At 69.5% G+C, this 21,433-nt stretch carries 21 protein-coding genes and 1 riboswitch; of the genes, 11 read left to right on the top strand and 10 right to left on the bottom strand.

The features are described from left to right. Position 1: 1 nt before the first annotated feature. Complete coding sequence (locus NS3_RS00815) at positions 2–1,159, top strand: FUSC family protein (protein WP_067852253.1); 1,158 nt, start codon at positions 2–4, stop codon at positions 1,157–1,159. A 64-nt stretch (positions 1,160–1,223) separates the two neighbouring features. On the opposite strand, the gene NS3_RS00810 is transcribed toward NS3_RS00815, so the two are convergent. Both NS3_RS00810 and NS3_RS00805 read right to left on the bottom strand, forming a co-directional pair. Then, complete coding sequence (locus NS3_RS00810) at positions 1,224–1,994, bottom strand: site-2 protease family protein (protein ID WP_067852251.1); 771 nt, start codon at positions 1,992–1,994, stop codon at positions 1,224–1,226. A 2-nt stretch (positions 1,995–1,996) separates the two neighbouring features. After that, complete coding sequence (locus NS3_RS00805; RefSeq protein WP_067852747.1) at positions 1,997–2,656, bottom strand: hypothetical protein; 660 nt, start codon at positions 2,654–2,656, stop codon at positions 1,997–1,999. A gap of 402 nt (positions 2,657–3,058) precedes the next feature. Between NS3_RS00805 and NS3_RS00800 the strand changes: the two genes are divergently transcribed. The 3 genes from NS3_RS00800 (at position 3,059) to NS3_RS00790 (ending at position 7,484) form a co-directional block, all read left to right on the top strand. Continuing rightward, complete coding sequence (locus NS3_RS00800) at positions 3,059–4,348, top strand: adenylosuccinate synthase (protein ID WP_067852249.1); 1,290 nt, start codon at positions 3,059–3,061, stop codon at positions 4,346–4,348. 133 nt (positions 4,349–4,481) lie between these two features. Further along, positions 4,482–7,085, top strand: coding sequence for a helix-turn-helix transcriptional regulator (locus NS3_RS00795; protein ID WP_067852247.1), 2,604 nt, complete (start codon positions 4,482–4,484; stop codon positions 7,083–7,085). A 132-nt stretch (positions 7,086–7,217) separates the two neighbouring features. Continuing rightward, complete coding sequence (locus NS3_RS00790; protein WP_067852245.1) at positions 7,218–7,484, top strand: hypothetical protein; 267 nt, start codon at positions 7,218–7,220, stop codon at positions 7,482–7,484. Positions 7,485–7,506: 22 nt separating this feature from the next. Here NS3_RS00790 and NS3_RS00785 read toward each other — a convergent pair whose 3' ends face one another. Continuing rightward, positions 7,507–8,112: a class I SAM-dependent methyltransferase gene (locus tag NS3_RS00785; RefSeq protein ID WP_067852242.1), complete on the bottom strand. Its 606-nt coding sequence runs from the start codon at positions 8,110–8,112 to the stop codon at positions 7,507–7,509. Between the two features lie 14 nt (positions 8,113–8,126). After that, positions 8,127–9,008 (bottom strand): alpha/beta hydrolase, encoded by an 882-nt coding sequence (locus tag NS3_RS00780; protein ID WP_067852745.1) that lies wholly within the window; start codon positions 9,006–9,008, stop codon positions 8,127–8,129. 228 nt (positions 9,009–9,236) lie between these two features. On the opposite strand from NS3_RS00780, the gene NS3_RS00775 reads away from it, so the two are divergent. Continuing rightward, positions 9,237–10,286, top strand: coding sequence for a fused (3R)-hydroxyacyl-ACP dehydratase subunits HadA/HadB (locus NS3_RS00775; protein ID WP_067852240.1), 1,050 nt, complete (start codon positions 9,237–9,239; stop codon positions 10,284–10,286). 60 nt (positions 10,287–10,346) lie between these two features. Here NS3_RS00775 and NS3_RS00770 read toward each other — a convergent pair whose 3' ends face one another. The 3 genes from NS3_RS00770 to NS3_RS00760 form a co-directional block, all read right to left on the bottom strand. Then, positions 10,347–10,976 carry a PaaI family thioesterase gene (locus NS3_RS00770; protein WP_067852238.1) on the bottom strand — a complete coding sequence of 210 codons (630 nt, stop codon included), beginning with the start codon at positions 10,974–10,976 and terminating at the stop codon, positions 10,347–10,349. Between the two features lie 187 nt (positions 10,977–11,163). Beyond that, positions 11,164–11,799 (bottom strand): methylated-DNA--[protein]-cysteine S-methyltransferase, encoded by a 636-nt coding sequence (locus NS3_RS00765; protein ID WP_084494921.1) that lies wholly within the window; start codon positions 11,797–11,799, stop codon positions 11,164–11,166. Positions 11,800–11,964: 165 nt separating this feature from the next. Then, positions 11,965–12,177 carry a hypothetical protein gene (locus NS3_RS00760; RefSeq protein WP_067852236.1) on the bottom strand — a complete coding sequence of 71 codons (213 nt, stop codon included), beginning with the start codon at positions 12,175–12,177 and terminating at the stop codon, positions 11,965–11,967. Positions 12,178–12,238: 61 nt separating this feature from the next. Here NS3_RS00760 and yczR point away from each other — a divergent pair, with 61 nt between their 5' ends. Beyond that, on the top strand, positions 12,239–13,744 hold the full coding sequence (gene yczR / locus NS3_RS00755) for a MocR-like transcription factor YczR (protein ID WP_067852234.1): 1,506 nt from the start codon (positions 12,239–12,241) through the stop codon (positions 13,742–13,744). A 200-nt stretch (positions 13,745–13,944) separates the two neighbouring features. Here yczR and NS3_RS00750 read toward each other — a convergent pair whose 3' ends face one another. After that, positions 13,945–15,045 carry a CaiB/BaiF CoA transferase family protein gene (locus NS3_RS00750; RefSeq protein ID WP_067852231.1) on the bottom strand — a complete coding sequence of 367 codons (1,101 nt, stop codon included), beginning with the start codon at positions 15,043–15,045 and terminating at the stop codon, positions 13,945–13,947. A 190-nt stretch (positions 15,046–15,235) separates the two neighbouring features. Between NS3_RS00750 and NS3_RS00745 the strand changes: the two genes are divergently transcribed. Together NS3_RS00745 and NS3_RS00740 are read left to right on the top strand one after the other, a co-directional pair. Beyond that, a complete protein-coding gene (locus NS3_RS00745) occupies positions 15,236–15,718 on the top strand; it encodes a DUF456 domain-containing protein (RefSeq protein ID WP_067852229.1) in 483 nt (160 codons plus the stop codon). Between the two features lie 92 nt (positions 15,719–15,810). Continuing rightward, a complete protein-coding gene (locus tag NS3_RS00740; RefSeq protein WP_067852227.1) occupies positions 15,811–16,455 on the top strand; it encodes a LysE family translocator in 645 nt (214 codons plus the stop codon). A 6-nt stretch (positions 16,456–16,461) separates the two neighbouring features. On the opposite strand, the gene NS3_RS00735 is transcribed toward NS3_RS00740, so the two are convergent. Beyond that, positions 16,462–17,328 carry an amidohydrolase family protein gene (locus tag NS3_RS00735; RefSeq protein WP_067852225.1) on the bottom strand — a complete coding sequence of 289 codons (867 nt, stop codon included), beginning with the start codon at positions 17,326–17,328 and terminating at the stop codon, positions 16,462–16,464. A gap of 119 nt (positions 17,329–17,447) precedes the next feature. Then, complete coding sequence (locus tag NS3_RS00730; RefSeq protein WP_067852222.1) at positions 17,448–18,851, bottom strand: FAD-dependent oxidoreductase; 1,404 nt, start codon at positions 18,849–18,851, stop codon at positions 17,448–17,450. Between the two features lie 316 nt (positions 18,852–19,167). Here NS3_RS00730 and NS3_RS00725 point away from each other — a divergent pair, with 316 nt between their 5' ends. The 3 genes from NS3_RS00725 (at position 19,168) to NS3_RS00715 (ending at position 21,419) form a co-directional block, all read left to right on the top strand. After that, positions 19,168–19,620: an Rv0361 family membrane protein gene (locus NS3_RS00725; RefSeq protein ID WP_157101090.1), complete on the top strand. Its 453-nt coding sequence runs from the start codon at positions 19,168–19,170 to the stop codon at positions 19,618–19,620. 44 nt (positions 19,621–19,664) lie between these two features. Then, positions 19,665–19,777: riboswitch (SAM riboswitch) on the top strand. Between the two features lie 14 nt (positions 19,778–19,791). Beyond that, positions 19,792–20,208: a rhodanese-like domain-containing protein gene (locus tag NS3_RS00720; RefSeq protein ID WP_067852218.1), complete on the top strand. Its 417-nt coding sequence runs from the start codon at positions 19,792–19,794 to the stop codon at positions 20,206–20,208. Further along, entirely contained in the window at positions 20,205–21,419 is a 1,215-nt protein-coding gene (locus tag NS3_RS00715; protein ID WP_067852741.1) for an O-succinylhomoserine sulfhydrylase, read from the top strand. The genes NS3_RS00720 and NS3_RS00715 overlap by 4 nt, the downstream gene beginning before the upstream one ends. Positions 21,420–21,433 lie beyond the last annotated feature (14 nt).

Raw genomic sequence — 21,433 nt, 5'->3', positions numbered from 1 at the left:
AGTGACCCGCGCGGATTCCCGCTTCGGAGCGGCCAGGGAAAGCGGTGCGCAGCGGTTGCGCGCCTCCTGGGCGCGGCTGCGGTTGTCCGCGTTACCGATCGTGCAGTGCGCACTCGGCGCGGCGCTGGCCTGGTTCATCGCGCACAACGTGATCGGTCATCTCAACCCGTTCTTCGCCCCGACCGCCGCCGTCATCTCGATCGGCCTGTCGTTCGGGGCGAAGATCCGGCGCTCGGCGGAGCTGGTGGTCGGTGTGGCGGTGGGAATCGGCATCGGGGACCTGTTCATCTCCGCGGTGGGCACCGGCGTCTGGCAGATCGCGCTGGTGGTGGTGGTCGCCATGGCCCTGGCGGTGTTCGTCGACGGCGGTTCGATCATCAGCATCCAGGCGGCCGGTTCGGCGGTTCTGGTCGCCACGCTCATGCCGCCCTCGTCGAACGCGAGTTTCGACCGCATGATCGACGCGCTGGTCGGTGGTCTGGTGGGGGTGGTCGTGGTCGCGGCGATCCCGGTCCATCCGGTACGCCGCGCCCGTGAGCACGCCGGAAACGTACTGGAGGTGGTGCGCAAGGCGCTGGCGGACGGCGCGGACGGGCTGCTGGAACAGGATCCGCGCAAGATCGGCGACGCACTCGAGGCGGTCCGCGGCACCCAGTCGGCCATCGAATCGCTGCGCTCGAGTCTGGAGGGCGGCAAGGAGATCAGCCGGATCTCCCCGCTCTACTGGAATTCCCGCCCGCGCCTGGAGCGTCTGCGCGCTGTCGCCGACTCGGTGGACAACGCGGTGCGCAACACCAGGGTGATGCTGCGCCGTTCGCTGACGCTGGTCCGCGACGACGAGATCATCGATCCGCGCGTGATCGAGGTGATCGCGGCTCTGTCCGAGGCGGTCGACGTGGTGCGCCGCTCGATCATGGCCGACCCGGGCGAACAACCGGATCAGGCCGAGGCCGCACGGGTACTGCGCTCGGTGGCCAGGAAGGCGCGCCCGGAACTCGTCGAGGGCGCCGGCCTGTCCGCGCACGTGGTGTTCGCGCAGGTCCGCTCGATTCTGGTGGACCTGCTGCAGGCCTGCGGGCTGCAGCGCATCTCCGCGATCGCGTTGCTGCCGCCGACGGTCCCCAATCCCTATGTCCGCCCGCACCATTCGCTCGAGTAGTGCGCTACTCGCGACCGCTCACACTCGCACTCCTACCGTCGGCAGTGGCCGGCCGACGAGGGGCTCACATCCAGAACCGGACGAGCCCCGCCCCGCGTGCCACCCATAGATCCGGCACGCCGAACAGTTCGCAGATCGCGTAGATCGCGTCGAAGAACGGGCGGTTCACCGCCGGGGTGAGGATGAGCGCGAACAGCAGCAGCATGCCCAGCGGCTTGATCTGGTCGAGCGAACGGCGAGTCCGGTAACTCAGCGAGGGCTCGAGAATGCCGTAGCCGTCGAGGCCGGGGATGGGCAGCAGGTTCAGCAGCGTCGCGGTGACCTGGAGGAAGCCGAGGAACGCCAGGCCGTACCAGAACGCGGAATGGCTTGTCGCACTGCCGAACAGCGCTACCGCCAACAGGATCACCACACCGCACGCGGCATTGACCGCCGGGCCCGCGCCGCTGATCATCCGCTGCTCGCGCGGGCTCACATTGTGGGAGTGCACGTAGACCGCGCCCCCGGGCAGGCCGAAGCCGCCGAGCGCGATGAACACCACCGGCAACACGATCGACAGCAGCGGGTGGGCGTATTTCAGCGGGTTGAGCGTGAGATAGCCGCGCAACTCCACTTCGCGGTCGCCGGCCCGCCAGGCGAGATAGGCGTGCGCGAACTCGTGCAGGCACAGCGTGACGATCCAGCCCGCCACCACCAGCACGAACACCCCGATGCCCGCGGTCGCGCTGCCGGTCTCGGAGATCCAGGCCAGTGCGCCACCGGCCACGGTGACCGCGACGACCAGCAGAAAAATCGGGCTCGGTCGCACAGCGCTGCGACCGAGCGGAGAGGACAAACTCATCGCACCAACAGCCAGGGTTCGTGATGACGGTAGAAGGTGGAGCGTGGCACGGCGCGGGGGCCGCGGACGCCGTCGCGGGTGACGACCGCGCCGGGCGAGCCGAGCTGCGCGGCCCTGCCCTCGAGCCAGCGTCGCTTGCGCAGTCCCTTCGCCACCGCGGCCCGCACGCCGGGCATGTGCAGGGTGGGGGAGATGTGCATGGCATTGACCTGGCCGGTGAACAGCAGTGTGTCGTCGACGTACGCCTCGCCCTCGAGTCTGCCGCCGTCGGGTCCGGTGATGCTGGCCCGGCCGACCAGTACCGTGCCGGTGTCGTCGCGGATCAGCGGCGTCTGGGCGGCCTTGCCGCCGATGGCGCGCTTGGCCGCGGAGTTCCCGGTGCCGACCTCGTAGGCCCGGGCGCCGTAGGTCCGGTCGATGGGCACGTAACCGATTTCGACGTGCAGGCGTTCGGTGCGCATCAAGTGGGTCAGGACAGCCGCGAGCGCGGCGTCCTCGCCGAGCACGATCAGGCGCGGCAGGCTGTCCGCGGCGAGCACCGGCAACAGTTCGTCGATCACCGTGGTGTCCGGGATGGCCGCCGTCTGAGTGGTCGCCAGCGCCGCTAGCGCGATCGGGACCGGCGCCCGGTCGCAGCGGAGAACGTGGGTACTCAAACCGCCGTACACCCTCCTGGTTTCCGGCCGACCCGAAGTCGGCCCTCACGCATCGAGCGGGCCGTTCATCCGGCTCGCCCGCAGCAACCATAGTCGCGTTCGCACGCTCATGCCCGGGCCGAGTCGGCATTGTGATCGCAGGCCGGGTCGCCGCTGTGAGCTCAGGCCGGTGCGGCTGTGAGCTCAGGCCGGTGCGGCTGTGAGCTCAGGCCGGTGCGGCTGTGAGCTCAGGCCGGTGCGGCTGTGAGCACAGGCCGGTCGGCCTCATGAGTACATGGCGCGGGGTGCCTGGTTGAGGGCACCCTCAGGGCACTTGGGTAAACTGTCCTTCCGGCCACCGCCTCAGTACGGCAGGTAGCCGCAGCACAGGCGTGCTGCGTGTCGATCCGTAGGAGACCCACAATGCCGGCAATCGTCCTCATCGGCGCCCAATGGGGCGACGAGGGTAAGGGCAAAGCAACCGACCTGCTCGGTGGCCGGTTGCAATGGGTGGTTCGGTACCAAGGTGGCAACAACGCAGGTCACACCGTGGTTCTGCCCAACGGTGACAAGTTCGCCCTGCATCTGATCCCGTCGGGCATCCTGACCCCGGGCGTGCGCAACGTCATCGGCAACGGCGTCGTGGTCGACCCGGGCGTGCTGCTCGAGGAGCTGGAGGGACTGGAGAAGCGCGACGTCGACACCTCGGGTCTGCTGCTCTCGGCCGATGCCCACCTGATCATGCCGTACCACGTGGCCATCGATAAGGTCACCGAGCGATTCCTCGGCAACAAGAAGATCGGCACCACCGGCCGCGGAATCGGCCCCTGCTACCAGGACAAGGTCGCCCGGGTCGGCGTGCGGGCCGCCGACGTGCTCGACGAGAAGATCCTCACCCAGAAGGTCGAGGCCGCCCTGGAGTTCAAGAACCAGGTGCTGGTGAAGATCTACAACCGCCGCGCGCTGGACCCGCAGCAGGTCGTCGACGAGGTGCTCGGCCAGGCCGACAAGTTCAAGCACCGCATCGCCGACACCCGCCTGCAGCTCAACGAGGCGCTCGAGCGCGGCGAGACGGTGCTGCTGGAAGGCTCACAGGGCACCCTGCTCGACGTCGACCACGGCACCTATCCGTATGTGACGTCGTCGAACCCGACCTCGGGCGGCGCGGCCGTCGGTTCCGGCATCGGGCCCAACAAGATCAACACGGTGCTCGGCATCCTCAAGTGCTACACCACCCGCGTCGGCTCGGGTCCGTTCCCGACCGAGCTGTTCGACGAGCACGGCGAATTCCTGGCCAAGCAGGGCGGCGAGGTGGGCGTGACCACCGGACGCGCCCGGCGGTGCGGCTGGTTCGACGCGGTCATCGCCCGCTACGCCACCCGCGTCAACGGCATCACCGACTACTTCCTGACCAAGCTGGACGTGCTGTCCAGCCTGGATCGGGTGCCGATCTGCGTGGCCTACGAGATCGACGGGCGGCGCGTGGAGCAGATGCCCACCACCCAGACCGATTTCCACCACGCCAAGCCGATCTACGAGGAGATGCCGGGCTGGTGGGAGGACATCTCGCAAGCCCGCACCTTCGAGGATCTGCCCGCCAACGCGCAGGCGTATGTGCTGCGGCTCGAGGAGCTCTCCGGCGCCCGGATCTCCTGCATCGGCGTCGGTCCCGGCCGCGATCAGACGATCGTGCGCCACGACGTGCTCGGCTGAGCCCGACCGGTTGATGCCGGAAACGGTTTCGAGCGGAAACGAATTCGCGCGAAACGGTGTCGGACCGGTATCGAGTTACCTCACGGCAGCCGAGTTCCCGCGCGGGACAGGGGCAACGCTCTAGAGTTGTCCCATGGCTCGGAACTGGCCGATGGTCGAGCGCGAAACCGAGTTCGAGACAATCCGCGCGGCCCTCACCGGCCCCCGATACGTGGGGGCCGTACTCACCGGTGACGCCGGTGTAGGCAAGACAACGCTCGCCCGGCAGGTCGGCGCCGCGATCGGCGGCCGGATCCGATGGGTGGCGGGGACCGAATCCGCCCGCGGCATACCGCTGGGCGTGTTCGCGCACATGGTCGGTGCCTACACCGCCCACGACCCGGTCACCTTCATGTCCGCCGCGCGCGAGGCGCTGCTGGCCGACGGCGCGACCATCATCGGCGTCGACGACGCCCATCTGCTCGACCAGCTCTCGGCCACCCTGCTGTTGCAGCTGGCCATCGACAAAGCCGTGCGTGTGGTGGCGACCGTGCGCGTCGGCGTGCCGGTGCCCGACGCGGTCACGTCGCTCTGGAAGGACGGGCACCTGTTGCGGGTCGATCTGCGGCCGTTCACCGAGCAGCAGAGCGTCGAACTGGTGGAGTCCATGCTCGGCGGCCAGCTCGAAGGCTTCACCGCGAACCTGATGTGGGAGTCCTCCGGCGGAAACGCCCTGTTCCTCAAGCATCTGGTGGAGGGTGCGCTGGAGGCGGGCACTCTGCGGCAGGTCAACGGGGTGTGGCAGTTGCGTGGGCGCGCCGCGGTCACCTCCGAACTGGCCGCCTTGCTCGAGGACCGGGTGGAGCAACTGCCCGAGCCGGTGCTGCGGGTGCTGGAACTGCTGACCTTCTGCGAGCCCATCGACCTCGACGTACTGGCCGAGCTGGCGGGCGAGGACGCGGTCGAGGCGGCCGAAACCCGCGGCGTCATCAGGGTTGTCGAGCACGGCCGTCAGTTGACCGTCCGCTACAACCATCCGCTCTTCGGCGAGGTGATCCGCCGCAGGCTCGGCATCGCCTCGGCTCGCAGACTGCGCGGCCTGCTGTTCTCGGCCCTGCAGCAGCGCCCGGTCCACTCCGCCTCCGAACGCATCCGCCTGGCCGAATTGGCGTTGTACAGCGACAGATCCGCCGACCTCGCCCTGTTCGAGGCCGCCGCCACCGATGCCATCGCGCTGGCCGATCTGCCGCTGGCCGAACGCTTCGCCCGGGCCGCGGTCGAGCGCAGGGGCGGGGTGGAGGCCGCCGACCTGCTGGCCCGCGCACTGCTGTGGCAGGGCCATCGTATCGAGGCCGAACGCACCCTCGCCGCCTTCGATCCCGGCGAACTCACCGAACCGCAACTGGCGCGATGGGGCGGCACTCGGGTGTCGAATCTGTTGTGGTCCATGGGCGATGCCGATCGCGCCGACGACGTGCTCGCCCGCGTACGCGCGGGCGTGCGCCATCCCAAGATCATGGCGATCATGGCGGGCCTGTCCTCGGCCTGCGCGGTGAACGAGAACCGCATCGACGACGCGCTCGCCGAAGCGGAATCGGTGATGACCGATCCCGACGCCCCGCCGTGGGCGGTGTGGTGGGCCGCGTTCGGCGGCGGTCTCGCGCTCGCGCTCACCGGTCGCGGCGCCGACGCCCGCCGCTACGCCGCGCGCGGTCACGAAGTCGACCGCCACATCGACGGCCTCAACCGCTTCATGACCACCCACGCCGAGGTGCTCGGCCTGCTCTACACCGGTGACTACGACGCCGCACGCCGTTGCGCCGCACCGCGATTCAGCTACTCCGCGCCCGGCCAGTACCTGGCGTGGGGCATGTCGAAGATCTTGCAGGGCACCGTCGACGTCGCCCAGGGGTGTTTCCCCGACGGCATCGAGCATCTCGAGCAGGCGTTGGCCGCCCTGACCGCCGAAGGCGCTGCCGCCTGGACTTTTCCGGCCCGTATCCGCCTGGCGGAGGCCTATGCCGCGCTCGGCCGGACCGCCGAGTGCGCCGAGTCGATCGCTGAGGCGCACCGGCGCGGCGGCAGGCACAGCGCCGTCTACGAGCCGCAACTCGCCGTCGCCGAAGCCTGTCTCGCCGCCGCCGAGGGCGCCGTCAGCACCGCTGTGCGCCGGGCCCTCGACGCCGCCGATGCCGCCGCCCACGCTCACCAATACGCCATCGAGGCCACCGCCCTGCACGTCGCCGCCCGCTTCGGCGAACACTCGGTGGCCGACCGCCTGACCGAGCTGGCGACCAGGGTGGAAGGCAGGCTGGTCGTGGTGCAGGCCGCTCACGCCCGCGCGCTCGCCGCTCACGACGGCGCGGGCCTGGATGCCGTCGCCGTCGATTTCGAACGGGTCGGAGCGCTGCTCTCTGCCGCCGACGCCGCCGCCCAGGCCGCTTCCGCCCACGAACGCGCCGACGACAGGCGGCGCCTGACGGAGTCGGCAGCCGCCGCGAACCGCTTGGCCGCGGTCTGCGGCGGCGCGAGCACCCCCGCCCTGCGCGCCGCCGCCCAACCCCTGCCGCTGACCGTGCGGGAACGCGAGATCGCCAATCTGGTCGCCGCCGGCCTGTCCAACCGCCAGATCGCCGACCGCCTCACCGTCTCGGTGCGCACCGTGGAGGGGCATCTCTACCGTGCCTGCGGAAAGGTGGACGTGACCGACCGCGAAGCGTTGGGCGCGCTCATCCGGGGCGAGCGCACAGGTGGTTGACCGGCTACTCCGTTCCGCCCGCTGACGATCCGGACAATCCCGAAGAAGGCCCCCGCGGCGAACAGCCGCCCCGGCCCGGCCCCGACTCTCCGGTTACGCTGACTGTCCCGCAATCGGGGACGGAGGGCTGGAATGGACAGACGCGGTCTCGTGGTCGGCGCGGTAGCGGCCGTCCTGACCCTGAGTGGCTGTACCGAGTCCGGTTCCCCGCCCCCGGCCACGACCCCCGTCACCACCTCGTCGGCGTTGTCCCCCGAGCAACAGGACAACCTGCGCATCGTCGAGCGCCTCGCCGAGCTCGGCTGCGACACCAGCGGTTGCATCCAGACCTATTTCGCCTGCAAGGACGGCTACCTCACCGGTGAGGCGTGCGACTTCTATCGCAAGAACCCACTGTGATCGGCGACGACTCGAAGCGGTCTCACGCGGAAACGAGCGGCTTCGTCCACGTGAGCGAGTACCGGAAGTGGAATCGGCGGCGGAGTCGATGACCGGGCAGGATCGCCGAGGCGGTGGTGCGGATCTCGTCGATCGACTCCTTCGGCTCCGCGATGACCATTCCTGGGTAGGCCGACTGGCGGCGGATTCTGCTGACGACCATCACCGGGACGCTCATCGCGGCTGCGGCGAGGTGGTCGGCGATCGTCTTGTTCTCGGACAGTCCGACGATATGCAGCTTTCCGCCCGGAGTCAGTAGTTCCTCCATGCGCTCCAGCGCGGGGGCGAGCGGCATGTGGTGCAGGGCCGCCACACAGGTGATGAGATCGAAAGGCGATTCGCCGAATTCGGTGCGGAGGAAGTCGCCGTGGAGAACTTCGGCGCCGGGCGTCTTCGCCAGCCGCGACCGTGCGGAAACGACGGCCGCCTCGTCCGGATCGATCCCGACGACGGAGCCCGCACGCGCCGAGAGTCGCTGGAGGAGAAGTCCGTCCCCGCAACCGATGTCGAGGACTCGTGCGCCCGGACCGGGGACGGCGGCGACGAGTTCGGGATGGAAGGCGGTGTTGTGATTCCAATACTCCGACATCGGTTTTCAGTGTGTCAGAGGGCGCCGTGGCCGGTGATCCATTCGGCGACGGGGGCGGCGACGAGTTCGGCGTTCTGGTCGTGGCCGAGGCGAGGCAGTTCGCGGTGGTGGGCCAGCGGCAGGGCCTTCGCGGTCGCGGCGGCGGCGGTCTTGATGTTGGCGGCGCTGTCGGCGCCGGAGAGGACCAGGGTCGGGACCGTCAGACCGGACCAGTCGGCCGGGCGCAGCGCCTCGCCGCGGGTGTACGGGCCGATCACGGCCCAGTCGTGGGCCGTGGAGGCGGCGAGTGCTTTCAACGACCGCCAGTAGGGGGTCAAGCGCATGGCGGTCACCATCGTCGGCGGCACGCCCATGACCTTGCGCAGGTAGAAGGCGGCGGCGCGGCCGGACTTGCCTTCGGCGATCAACTGCTCGAGACGGGTGCCGAGATCGGCAGGCGGAACGTGGCCGGAGCGGTCGACGACGAACGGCGGCTCGAACGCGACCACCCGCGTGACGGCGGAGAGCCGGCCCGAGGCCGCCGCGCGCAGAGCGAGCACCGCCCCCGCGGACCAGCCGAACAACGTCACCGAATCACCCGCGGCCGCCACCAGGGCCGCCAGATCGTCGATCTCGTTGCCCGCCTGGTAGACGCCGGGGGTGTCGCCGCTGTCGCCGCGCCCGCGCCGGTCGTAGACGATCGCGGTGATGCCGTACCGGTCGGCCAGCAGCCGGGCCAGCTCGGTGAGCTTGGGCGAATGCCTGTCCTCGAGCGCGCCGCCGACGAGGATCACGCTGCCCGTGCCTGCGTTCTCCGCCCCCGCACGCTCGGTGCCCGCCTGCTGTGGGCCGTTGCTCTTCGCGCCGATCCGGTCGAACGCGATCGTGGTGCCGTCCGCCGAGGTCACCGTCTCCATGCGTATGAGCTTCCTTCCGGTGTCGTCGTCCCGGCCGCCTCCGGCCACGCTCCTCGATTCCGCCGCTTCCATCATCCGGTGCCGCGGGTGATCTCCTCGCATCGCCTCCACAGTGTCTGCCATGCCGACGCGACGCTCGGCGCATCGCGGTTGTGATAGCGCAATCGCATATGTGAGCGGGCGGCTTCGGAGTGATTACCATGGCTCCGACTCGGAGGAAGGCAGCTTGTGACAGCAACATTCGATGTGGGTGCGCATTCGCAGTCGCTGGTGGGACACCACTACCGGCTCGACGACTATTACGAGGTCGGGCGGGAGAAGATTCGCGAGTACGCCCGCGCCGTGCAGGACTACCATCCCGCGCACTGGCAGGAAGCCGCCGCGGGCGAGCTCGGCTACACCGGCCTGGTCGCGTCGCCGACCTTCTTCTCGATCCCGGCGATGCTGGCCAACCGCAGGCTGTTCGAGTCCGTCATCACCGGCTACGACGTGTACGTGCAGACCGATCAGGTCTTCGAGTGGTACGCACCTGTCGTCGCGGGCGACCGTTTGACCAGCGATGTCGAGCTGTCCTCGGTCCGGCGGATCGCGGGCAAGGATCTGCTGACGGTCACCAACACCTTCACCGACGAATCCGGCTGTGTGGTGCAGGTCATGCACACCACCGTCGTCGGCATCACCGCCGACGAGGTCGACCCCGGCATCGGCGACGCCATGAAGAGCGTTCTCATGCACGGTCTCGACGTGAACGCTCCGGCCACCACCGTCCAGGACGGCGCGCAGGGGTCCGCCGAGCAATCGCCTTCGGCGAAGGTCGCCCTCTCGACCAGGATCGCCGCGCCCCGCGCCCCGCACACCTCGGTGCGCTTCGACGAGGTGGCGGTCGGCGATACGCTCACGCCGCGCACCGTGGCCCTCACTCGCGGCGATCTGGTCAACTACGCCGGTGTGTCCGGCGACGCGAACCCGATCCACTGGAACGATCGCATCGCGAAGCTGGCGGGCCTGCCCGACGTCATCGCACACGGCATGCTCACCATGGCCTGCGGTGCCGGCTTCGTCACCGACTGGCTCGGCGACCCGGGCGCGCTGGCCAAGTACACGGTCCGGCTGTCGAACTACACCGTGGTCGAGGCGAACGCCGTCGGGACCGTCGAATACTCCGGCCGCATCAAGTCGGTCGATCCCGAATCCAAGACCGCCGTCGTGCTCATCACCGCGAAATCGGCGGGCCGCAAGATCTTCGGCCTCGCCACCGCCGAGGTCCGTCTGTCCTGAGCTGCCGAAACCCTGTTCCCGGCCGTCGTCGGGCGGCTGGGTCCGGCGGGGCCGCTCCGATCATTCGGCCCGGTCGCGTACCCAGGCCGGCTGAATGAAGACGCCATCGGCCTCGACAGTGAGTCCGTCGGCGGTCGACAGGGAACCGACGACGAAGGTCTTGACTCCTTCGACACGGTCGACGCGCGCCTCGGCGCGGACCTTCCCCAGGGGCGTCGGCCTCCGGTAGCGCAGCGTGAGGGTTCCGGTGAAGGATGGCTTGCCGTCGACGGCCGCGGCATGGCCGAGGATCTGGTCGAGGAGCAGCGCGGTGACCCCACCGTGGACCAGCCCGGGCGGCCCTTCGTAGGCGGCCCCCAGGGTGATCTCGGCCCAGTGCAGCCCCGTGTCGTCCCGTTCGACGACCATCGGCGGCGCGATCGGATTGCGCACGCCCACCGCCGCGTTGCCCCACGACATCACGGTCCCGTCGGCGGTGTACCTGGCGCCGAAGGAGCCCTCGATCTGCTTCTCACGCAACCGCGCGGTCGCTACGCGGATGGTCGCCTCGACATCGCGAATGGTGTCCTCGTCGGCCTCGGTGCGAATGGTCGCGTCCACGAGCTCCCGCACGGCCTGCGTGAGCGGGCCGTACAGCGCGATACGGCGGTCGATTTCGGCGGCGTCGATGTCGTCGAAGATGATCTGCACGCGCGTTCCTGCTATCTGATGATCGATCGGATCCGGTGTCCGACGATACGGACGGATATCCGGCTGCCCGGATTGCCGGATCGTAACCCAGACCGTCATCGTGGCCGCCGACCGTGCCGTTGGGCGGGATCAGGCCGGGCGGGTGGGTGCCGTCGCACGGGTCTCGGCGCGCAACGCCCCGGCGCGCTCAGAAGAGCGTCGGCTCGCCGAAACCCGGTGTGCGCTCGATCTCGAGCAATCGCGCCTTCGTGCCGATTCCGCCGGGTGCGGAGAATCCGTGCAGCGCGTGGTCGGCGGCGAGCACACGATGGCACGGGATGATCAGTGGGATCGGATTGCGGCCCAGCGCCTGCCCGACCGCCTGCGCCGCTCCCGGCAGCCCGGCGCGTTCGGCGACCTGCCCGTAGCTGAGGGTGTGGCCGGGGTCGATGGCGCGGGTGATCTCGTAGACCGTGCGGTGGAAGTCCGGCAGGCCTGCCAGGTCCAGCCGGATCCAGCGCAGATCGTCCGGTTCGCCCGCGAGGTGGGCGCGGACGCCGTCGATCGCCGCGCGGATCACCTCGGTCGGCTCGGCTTCGGTGATGTCCGCCCGCCGCAGCCGCTCGCGCGCGGCGCCCGGATCGGCCTCCGGCAACCGGAACCCCACCACGGCATCCGCACGCCAGCTGATGGCGCAGACGCCGATCGCCGTCTGGAACAGCGCGGTGTCGGCCCGCGCCTGGTCCGGCAACGCGGCCTCCGACCGTGCGCGTTCGGACCGTGCGCGTTCAGACCGTGCGCGTTCGGACCGTGCGGCCTCGGTCCGGCGGGCGGGGGCACTCATAGGACCAGTGTGCACCCGGGGGCCGACACCGAGCTCGAGGCAGTAGAGATCTGCGAACCAGTCCAGTCCAGTTTTTCGCCACTGGACTGGACTGGTTCTCGGCCGCGCATCGGCGCGGCGCGGGCTGACGAACGATCGGAGCTTCGTGCTGCCACCGCATGCGGATCAGGCGGCCTCGCGGTCTTCGTCGTGTATGCGCGCGGCCGTGATGTCCCGCAATTGTCGCTGGTGATCATAGAATCCGGGATCGGCGTCGCGGTGCGCGCCGATCGCGCGGAACTGCGCGTGCACCCTGGAGGCGACCGGCTCGCGGCGGACGGCTCGGTAGGCGAGAACGGTGACGGCGAGGGCGATCAGCAGCGGCAGCAGAGTGGTCATCCCTTCAGGGTCGGGCCACTGGCCTTGCTTTTGAATATCCACTACCCGAATACTGGACTCTATGGCGACTCGAGTGATCGGTGCGGCCGGACTGGCGCGCGACCTGGGCAACTGGCGGACGGTGGGCGCGGAGGAGACCGCGCACCGCGGCAGGCCCGCCTACCTGGCGCTGGCCGAGGGCATCCGGCTGCTCATCCACGACGGTCGCGCCCCGCTCGGTGTCGCGCTGCCCAGCGAGCGCGATCTGGCCGCCACCCTCGGCGTCAGCCGCACCACCATCACCTCGACCTACGCCCTGCTGCGCGAACACGGCTACCTGATCAGCAGGCAGGGGTCCCGTTCCACCGTGGCACTGCCGCCCAGCGTGCCGAGCGACGGCACCAGGGCCTCGCGGGGCATCCTCGCCACGATCATGCAACCGGAGCCGACCACCGTCGACCTCACCTATGCCGCCATGACTGCCCCGGAGGGCATCGAGAACGCGTACTCCGATGCCCTGCAACGTCTGCCGACCTACCTGGGTACGCACGGCATGGACCCGGTCGGCATGCTCGCCCTGCGTGAAGCCGTCGCCCGCCGCTACACCGCCCGCGGCCTGCCCACCGATCCCGACCAGATCCTCATCACTCTCGGCGCCCAGCACGGCCTGCGTCTGCTGCTCAACGTGCTCGCCGCCCCGGCTGCCCGGGTGCTCATCGAACACCCCACCTACCCGAACGCCATCGAGGCCATCCGCGATGTCGGCGCCCGCCCCGTCCCGGTGCCGTTGTTGCTCGAGAATCCCTCCGCCGGTTGGGATCTCGACGGCGTCCGCAGCGCCGCCCGGCAGACCGCCGCGACCCTGGCCTACCTGGTCCCCGACTTCAACAACCCCACCGGGATGATGCTCGACGGCGAGGGCCGCGCCGAACTGGCCGCCATCGCCCGCGAGACCCGCATGACGATCATCGTCGACGAGTCCATGGTCGATCTCGGCCTCGACCCGCACACCGAGACCATGCCGCCCCCGGTGGCCGTGTTCGGCAAGGGCAGCGAGATCGTCACCATCGGCTCGGCCTCGAAGTCGTTCTGGGGCGGCCTGCGGGTCGGTTGGATCCGCGCGGGCACGTCGCTGATCACCAGGCTGCTGGGCAGCCGTGCCACCGTCGACCTCGGCACGCCGGTGATGGACCAGCTCGCCACCGTCCACCTGCTCGAACACGCCGACGAGGCCCTGGCCCGCCGCCGCGAACAGCTTCGCGCCCAGCGCGCCGCCTTGCTGGACGCCCTCGCCGGGGAACTGCCGGACTGGAAGGTGCAGCCCGGTGCGGGCGGCATGTCGGTCTGGGCGCAACTGCCCGCGCCGGTCTCCACCGCGCTGGCCGCCACCGCACCCAATCACGGCGTATTGCTCGCCGCCGGACCGCGTTTCGGTGTCCAAGGCGCGTTCGAGCGCTTCGTGCGCCTGCCCTACACCCACCGTGAGGCGGAACTGCGCCTGGCGGTCGAGTCGATCGCGTCGGCCTATGCCGCGCTCACTCCGCGTGCCGCGCAACCGCTCGACCCGTTGAACCTCTCCGTGCGCTGAACGCCCGGCCCGCCGACCTGCGGTCCGCCGAGTCGTCGGTCGCGCGACCGCTCGGCGCGCCGCGTCCACGCAACCGCGGCCCGGAGAATGCGAACGGCCCCGGAGAATGCGAACGGCCCCGGAGAACGTGATCGGCCCCGGAGAATGCGAACGGCCCCGCGCGCGACCGGCGGTCGCGCGTGGGGCCGTAGCGCCGGATCTCAGTCCGCCCAGACGGTTTCGATCGGGGTGCCCTCGTTCGGCGGCGGTGTCGGCACGGCCGCCGGGGTGCGCGAGAAGCGCGGGGCGGGCGCGTGCTGCACGACGCCGTCGATCTCCACCAGGCCGGTGCGCGCGACGATGTGCTCGTTCTCGGTGGCCTCGCTCAGCGTGAGCACAGGGGTGGTGCAGGCGTCGGTGCCGGCGAAGATCTCGGCCCACTCGTCGCGGGTCTTGGTCTTGAACTTCTCGGTGAACAGCTTGCGCAGGTCGTCCTGGGCGCTCGGGTCGATCTGGGCGGGCAGGTCCGCCGGATCGAGCTCGAGGCCCTTCAGCAGTTCGGCGTAGAACTGCGGCTCGATCGCGCCCACGGCCATGTACCTGCCGTCGGCGGTCTCGTAGGTGTCGTAGAACGCCATGCCGGTGTCGAGCAGGTTGGTGCCGCGCTCGTCGGACCACAGGCCGACGCCGCGCATGCCCCAGATCATGTGCGAGAGCGCCAGCGCGCCGTCGACCATCGCGGCGTCGACGACCTGGCCCTCGCCCGAGCTCTGGCGTTCCACCAGCGCCGCGAGGATGCCGAACACCAGGAACATCGAGCCGCCGCCGAAGTCGCCGACCATGTTCAGCGGCGGCACCGGCCGCTCACCCTTGCGGCCGATGGCGTTGAGCACGCCGGTGAGCGAGATGTAGTTGATGTCGTGGCCTGCCCGATCGGCCAGCGGGCCGTGCTGGCCCCAGCCGGTCATCCGGCCGTACACCAGGCGCGGGTTGCGGGCCAGCGTCTCCTCGGGGCCCAGACCCATGCGCTCGGTGACGCCGGGACGGAAGCCTTCGATCAGCACGTCGGCCTTGTCGATCAGGCGCAGTACCTTCTCGATGTCGGCGGGGTCCTTGAGGTTGGCCTCGACGATCGTGCGGCCGCGCCACTGCGGGCGCTCCATCAGGCCGGGGAACTGGCCGGGCCGCTGGACGCGCACCACGTCGGCGCCCAGGTCGGCCAGCAGCAGCGCCGCGTGCGGGCCGGGGCCGATGCCTGCCAGCTCGACAACTCGGATGCCCGCGAGCGGGCCCTGCTTGGTGGCGGTGGATGAAGTGCTCACGCCTTACCTCGGTTCGTCGTTGATCCAGGTCACCGGCAGCCGGTGCCTCTCGCCGGAGCGGCCCGGCGAGCTGTATTGACAGTATGACAATAACTGCGCCTCGCGCAGGCCCTGCCCCGCGTGCGTATGACAGCGCGATGGGCGAGAATCCGTGCGGCGCGCGACAGCGGGCGGACGGAGGGATTCGAACGTGAGTGTGTGGGGCGAAATCGTTGTCGGCCTGGTGATCCTGGTCGGATTGGTGGGCATCGTCGTGCCGGTGCTGCCGGGCGTGCTCGCGATCTTCGGCGCGATCCTGGTCTGGGCGATCATGACCGGCGGGACCACGGCGTGGGTGGTCTTCGCGATCACCACCGTGCTGCTCGTGGTCTCCGGGGTGATCAAGTACATGTGGCCGGGCCGCAATATGAAGGAAGCCGGGGTGCCCAACCGGGCACTGTTCCTCGGCGGGGCACTGGCCATCGTCGGTTTCTTCGTGATCCCCGTGGTCGGTTTGTTCGCCGGCTTCGTCCTCGGCGTCTACCTCAGCGAACTGGAACGGCTGAGCGACAGCAAGCAGGCGTGGACCTTCACCGTGCACGCCCTCAAGGGCGTGGGCCTGTCGATCCTGATCGAACTCGCCGGTGCGCTGCTGGCTACCGCTGTGTGGGTGGTGGGGGCCATCGCGGTGTAGAGCCCGCCGCTTCTCGGATCGGACGAAGACCGCGCGGTCGGCCGGGGAAAGTCTGTTGCCGGTCGGCGGATCGGCGCATACCGTTGCCCCGCATGGTGACGTGGTCGCAGTGGGTGACCTTCGCGGGGCTGGCGTTCGTGATGGTGGCGCTGCCGGGGCCGAGTGTGCTGTTCACGATCGGGCGGGCGCTCACGGTCGGGCGGCGTGCCGCGCTGCTGACGGTCGTGGGCAACTCGGCGGGGGTGTATGCGCAGGTCGTCGCCGTCGCGTTCGGGCTGGGTGCGGTGGTGACGGCGTCGGCGACGGTGTTCACCGCGATCAAACTGGCGGGCGCGCTGTATCTGGTCTACCTGGGGATACAGGCGATTCGGCAGCGCGCGGAGTTGGCCGGCGTGCTGGGGACCGACGGGGTGGCACCCGCCTTCACCACGAGGCGGGTGCTGCGTGACGGATTCGTCGTCGGTGTGGCCAACCCCAAGTCGATCGTCTTTCTGACCGCGCTGCTCCCGCAAGTGGTCGACCCCGGCCGGGGTGCGGTGACCGGGCAGGTTCTGGTGCTCGGCCTGTGTATCCCGGCATTCGCCCTGTTCTGCGACTCGGGGTGGGCGCTGGCCGCGGGGACCGCGCGTGCCTGGCTGGCCGGCACCCCTCGCCGCCTGGCCGCGGTGGGCGGAGCGGGCGGGCTGGTATTGATCGGGCTCGGTGCTTCCCTCGCCCTCACCGGTCGCAAGGACTGAGCCCGGTCAGCGCTCGATCGCGCCGAACGGGATGGTGTCGGCCGGTTCCTGCGGGGGTTCGCGCCGGATCGGCCCCACCGCCTCGGTCGCGGGCAGCGGCAGTGTCGGGTCGGGGTCGTCGAACTCGGGGCGCTGCCTGGCGGGCAGGCGGTAGAACGCGCGGGCGTTGTCCTCGAGCACGGCGTGCATGTCCGCGCCGACCACATCGCAGAGCAGGTCCACGTCCGAGTCGCGGAACGGGCGGCCCGCCCTGGTGCCCGGCAGGTCGCTGCCGAACATGAGCGCCTGGGGATTGACCGCGTGGATGCGGCGCAGCGTGTCGGCCACGTTCATCGACACCCGGCCGAAACCGGTCGCCTTCACCCGCGCGCCCCGGTCGACGAGGTCGAGCAGGTAGGGCAGGCCCTCCTCGGACATGCCGAGATGGTCGACCGAGAGCGCGGGCAGCTTGGTGATCACCGGTTGCAGCGAGGCGAGCATCTGCCCGTCCACGTAGACCTCGACGTGCCAGCCCGCCAGTTCGTGGGCGCGCAGCGCCTGGACGGTCATGCCGGTGATGTCGGTGGCGGCCCGCTTGAGGTTGAAGCGCAGCGCGCGCACGCCGACGCGGTCCAGTTCGACGATCTCGTCGTCGCCTGCGTCGAGGTCCAGGCGGGTCACCCCGACCCAGTTCTCGCCCAGTTCGGCCAGCGCCGCCTTGAGATAGGCCTGATCGGTGCCCTGGAACGACGCGCTGACCACGGCTCCGCCCTGGACGTCGAAGCGCGCCATCCGCTTTCGATAGTCGGCGATGGTGTACGGCTCGGGCAGGTAGCCCTCGTTCTCGGTCAGCGGAAACCGCGGATCGATGATGTGGACATGTGCGTCGAACACTTGTACAGAATGCCTCGAGATCGCGTCGCTGTCGCACCCGTCCCATCGGGAGACGACCGCGAGCGGACATGGAAGAGGGGCGCATGCCGCGCCCCTCTTCAGGATGATTCGGAAAAGTCCTACACCTTGTTCGGTTCGCTGGCGCGCAGCATGTCCTCGCGCTCGACGACCTTGACCCGCTCGCGGCCTTCCGGCTCGCCCAGCGAACGCTCGTGCGCGTCCAGCCGGTACCAACCGGCCCAGGTGGTGAACGGCAGGCCCTTGCCCTCCAGGAAGTCGATCACGGCCTGCGGGTCCGGGTTCTCGGCCGGGGTGAACGACGGCGCGTCGTCGAGCAGGCAGGCGATGGTCTCGTTGGCGTCGCCCTTGGTGTGGCCGATCAGACCGACCGGGCCGCGCTTGATCCAGCCGGTGACGTAGGTGGCGGGCACGTAGCGGCCCGCACCGTCGGCGTTCTCGTCGGCCAGCACGCGACCGGCCTCGTTCGGTACGGTGCCTGCCTGGTCGTCGAAGGGCAGCTCGCTGATGTTCTGCGACAGGTATCCGACGGCGCGGTAGACGGCTTGGACGTCCCAGTCTTTGAACACGCCGGTGCCTTTGACGTTGCCGGTGCCGTCGAGCTGGGTGCGTTCGGTGCGCAGGCCGACGACCTTGCCGTTGTCGTCGCCGACGATCTCGGCGGGGGACTCGAAGAAGTGCAGGAACAGCTTGTGCGGGCGAGCACCTTGGTCGCGGATGGCCCACTGTTCGAGGGTATTGGCGACCATGTCGACCTGCTTGGAATGCCTACGGGCGGCTTCGGAGCCCTCGTCGTAGTCGATGTCCTCGGGATCGACGATGACCTCGATGTTCGGGGAATGGTCGAGTTCGCGCAGCTCCAACGGCGTGAACTTCGCCTGCGCGGGGCCGCGTCGGCCGAACACGTGGACTTCGAGGGCCTTGTTGGCCTTCAACCCCTCGTAGACGTTCGGGGGGATCTCGGTGGGCAGCAGTTCGTCACCGGTCTTGGCCAGCACACGCGCTACGTCCAAAGCGACGTTGCCGACACCGAGGACGGCGACCTTCTCCGCGTCCAACGGCCAGGAACGCGGCACGTCGGGGTGCCCGTCGTACCAGGACACGAAGTCGGCCGCGCCGTAGGAACCGTCGAGCTCGATACCGGGGATGTTCAGGGCGCGGTCGGCGTTGGCGCCGGTGGAGAAGATGACCGCGTCGTAGAAGCGGCGCAGGTCGGAGAGGGTGATGTCGGTGCCGTAGTCGATGTTGCCCAGGAGCCGGACCTGGTCTTTGTCGAGCACTTTGTGCAGGGCGGTGATGATGCCCTTGATGCGGGGGTGGTCGGGTGCGACGCCGTAGCGGATCAGGCCGAACGGCGCGGGCATGCGTTCGTAGAGGTCGATGCTGACCTCGGCTTCGGACTTCATCAACGCGTCGGCGGCGTAGATCCCGGCGGGTCCGGCGCCCACGATCGCGATGCGGAGCGGGCGGGCGCCGCTGGCCGGCGCTGCACTCTGTTCGGTCATCTTTTACGCGCACCCTTATCGGTCGAAAACTTCAACTGGAGTTTGTTCTCAGCTTAGGCCCATGTAGTTAGCCCAGGCTAAGTCGACGCATCGATCCGGTCACCACGTCGGTGTGGACGTCAGCCGCTCGCCGTCGGAATCCAGGTCACGGCGGCTCCTCGCGGGGCCGTGATCGGCCATTCTATCGGTGGGGCCCGTACGCACTCGAACCGTGGTCCCCGCCGTCTCCCACGCTACCCGGGTGATCGGGACGGGCAACCGGACCCGGCCGGGGGTCGCCGCCCGTGCGTACCTGCTCACCAGGGATCATCGAGGCATGGCCGACAGCGAACCCTCAGCACAGGACGAGCCCGTCATCCCGATCGATCAGACCGACGAGCGGTCGATGACGCCGTTCATCGCCGCCGCGGTGGTCGCGGTGTTGGTGCTGGTCGGCATCGTGCTGGGTGGCATCCTGTCGCCCGCTGAGAAAAATGTCACAGAGGCCGATCGCATCACCGCGGCCGTGCAGAACTTCGTCGAGGGTACGAACGCCACCGACGAGGTGCCGCCGCCCGGTTCCGCGTGCGCGGATTTCGACCCCGACCGCTCGCCCTTGGCCGATCAGGAAGATTCCGGCAAGACAATCGAACTGAGGTCGGTCACCGGCCAGACCGTCAACGGTGACCGCGCCAAGGCCACGGTCACGACCGCGATGGACGGCGCCGAGCAGACCGCCACCTGGAACCTCGTGCGCGGCGAGCGCGGATGGCTGATCTGCACTGAGTGAATCGGTTGACAGCGCGACTTCGTGGCAGGCAATCTCAGAGCCGAGGTCATGAGTACCAGCGCCAAGCCCCGGCTTGCTGGTCGGCAACCCTCCTCCGCGGCGGGGTGCTCCGGGTGACGACCCGGCCGTACCGACGACGGTGCGGCAAGTGCGGATTCACAGGAGGTTGGAATGAGTTATGCCGGGGACATCACCCCGTCTCAGGCGTGGGAGCTGTTGCGTGACAATCCCGCGGCTGTCCTGATCGACGTGCGCACCGAAGCCGAATGGCGCTTCGTCGGCGTGCCCGACACCAGTTCCATCGACCGGCCCACCGCGCTGATCGAATGGGTCGACGGCACGGGCTCGCCCAACCCGCGCTTCGCCGAGCAACTGAGCAAGGCGCTGGCCGGGCGCGATCTCGAGGCCCCGGTCGTCTTCCTGTGTCGTTCCGGCCAGCGTTCCGCGAACGCCGCCACGCTGGCGACCGACCTGGGAATCGCTCCCTCCTACAACGTGATCGACGGTTTCGAGGGTCCGCTGGATGACGAGGGTCGTCGTGGCGTGGCGGGCTGGCGGGCCGAGGGCCTGCCGTGGAGGCAGTCGTGATCACCGGAGGTTCGTTCGACAAGCCGCTGCCCGAGGGCGTCGGCCCCGCCACCCTCGGGGTGCGCGGCGGGCTGCGTCGCTCCGGTTTCGAGGAGACCGCCGAGGCGCTGTACCTGACCTCCGGTTTCGTCTACGAGAGCGCCGAGGCCGCCGAGGCCGCGTTCACCGGCGAGGTCGAGCACTTCGTCTACTCCCGCTATGGCAACCCCACCGTGGCGATGTTCGAGGAACGCATCCGCCTGATGGACGGCGCGGAGGCCGCGTTCGCCACCGCCAGCGGCATGTCGGCGGTGTTCACCGCGCTCGGCGCGCTGTTGAAGGCCGGTGACCGTCTCGTCGCCGCGCGCAGCCTGTTCGGCTCCTGCTTCGTGGTGTGCAACGAGATCCTGCCGCGCTGGGGCGTGGAGACGGTGTTCGTCGACGGCGAGGATCTCGACCAGTGGGAACAGGCGCTGTCGGTGCCCACCACGGCCGTGTTCTTCGAGACCCCGGCCAACCCGATGCAGACTCTCGTCGATGTGCGCCGCGTGAGCGAACTCGCCCATGCCGCGGGCGCGAAGGTGGTGCTGGACAACGTCTTCGCCACCCCGCTGCTGCAGAAGGGCTTCGACCTCGGCGCCGACGTCATCGTCTACTCCGGCACCAAGCACATCGACGGCCAGGGCCGGGTGCTCGGCGGCGCGATCCTCGGTGATCGGGAGTACATCGACGGCCCGGTCAAGAACCTCATGCGCCACACGGGCCCCGCGCTGAGCCCGTTCAACGCCTGGACCCTGCTCAAGGGCCTGGAGACGATGCCGCTTCGCGTGCGGCACTCGACGGAATCGGCGCTGAAGATCGCCCGCTTCCTCGAGGGCAACTCCTCGGTGTCGTGGGTGAAGTATCCGTTCCTGGAATCGCATCCGCAGTACGACCTGGCGCGCAGCCAGATGTCCGGCGGCGGCACCGTGGTCACCTTCGAACTCGCGGCCGGCGACGGCGAGGGCAAGAAGCGTGTTTTCGAGATGCTCAACCGCTTGCGGATCGTCGACATCTCCAACAACCTGGGCGATGCCAAGACGTTGATCACCCACCCGGCCACCACCACCCACCGCGCGATGGGGCCGGAGGGGCGGGCGGGCATCGGCCTGAGCGACGGCGTGGTGCGCATCTCCGTGGGCCTCGAGGACGTCGAGGATCTGCTCGGCGATCTCGAGCACGCCCTGAGCTGAAACAGCTCGCGCGA

Origin of the sequence: Nocardia shimofusensis NBRC 100134 (genome assembly GCF_001613125.1) — a bacterium.
GTDB classification, from domain to species: Bacteria; Actinomycetota; Actinomycetes; order Mycobacteriales; family Mycobacteriaceae; genus Nocardia; species Nocardia shimofusensis.
The sequence above is the reverse complement of the archived record's forward strand: the minus strand, read 5'-3'. Positions and strand labels throughout refer to the sequence as shown.

What these genes read in the sequence shown, in the direction of transcription:
- NS3_RS00800 (WP_067852249.1), top strand. Translation starts at nt 3,059, where the DNA reads ATGCCGGCAATCGTCCTCATCGGCGCCCAATGGGGCGACGAGGGTAAG.
- NS3_RS00795 (WP_067852247.1), top strand. Translation starts at nt 4,482, where the DNA reads ATGGCTCGGAACTGGCCGATGGTCGAGCGCGAAACCGAGTTCGAGACA.
- NS3_RS00790 (WP_067852245.1), top strand. Translation starts at nt 7,218, where the DNA reads ATGGACAGACGCGGTCTCGTGGTCGGCGCGGTAGCGGCCGTCCTGACC.
- NS3_RS00785 (WP_067852242.1), bottom strand. Translation starts at nt 8,112, where the DNA reads ATGTCGGAGTATTGGAATCACAACACCGCCTTCCATCCCGAACTCGTC.
- NS3_RS00780 (WP_067852745.1), bottom strand. Translation starts at nt 9,008, where the DNA reads ATGGAGACGGTGACCTCGGCGGACGGCACCACGATCGCGTTCGACCGG.
- NS3_RS00765 (WP_084494921.1), bottom strand. Translation starts at nt 11,799, where the DNA reads ATGAGTGCCCCCGCCCGCCGGACCGAGGCCGCACGGTCCGAACGCGCA.
- NS3_RS00760 (WP_067852236.1), bottom strand. Translation starts at nt 12,177, where the DNA reads ATGACCACTCTGCTGCCGCTGCTGATCGCCCTCGCCGTCACCGTTCTC.
- yczR (WP_067852234.1), top strand. Translation starts at nt 12,239, where the DNA reads ATGGCGACTCGAGTGATCGGTGCGGCCGGACTGGCGCGCGACCTGGGC.
- NS3_RS00740 (WP_067852227.1), top strand. Translation starts at nt 15,811, where the DNA reads ATGGTGACGTGGTCGCAGTGGGTGACCTTCGCGGGGCTGGCGTTCGTG.
- NS3_RS00730 (WP_067852222.1), bottom strand. Translation starts at nt 18,851, where the DNA reads ATGACCGAACAGAGTGCAGCGCCGGCCAGCGGCGCCCGCCCGCTCCGC.
- NS3_RS00725 (WP_157101090.1), top strand. Translation starts at nt 19,168, where the DNA reads ATGGCCGACAGCGAACCCTCAGCACAGGACGAGCCCGTCATCCCGATC.
- NS3_RS00720 (WP_067852218.1), top strand. Translation starts at nt 19,792, where the DNA reads ATGAGTTATGCCGGGGACATCACCCCGTCTCAGGCGTGGGAGCTGTTG.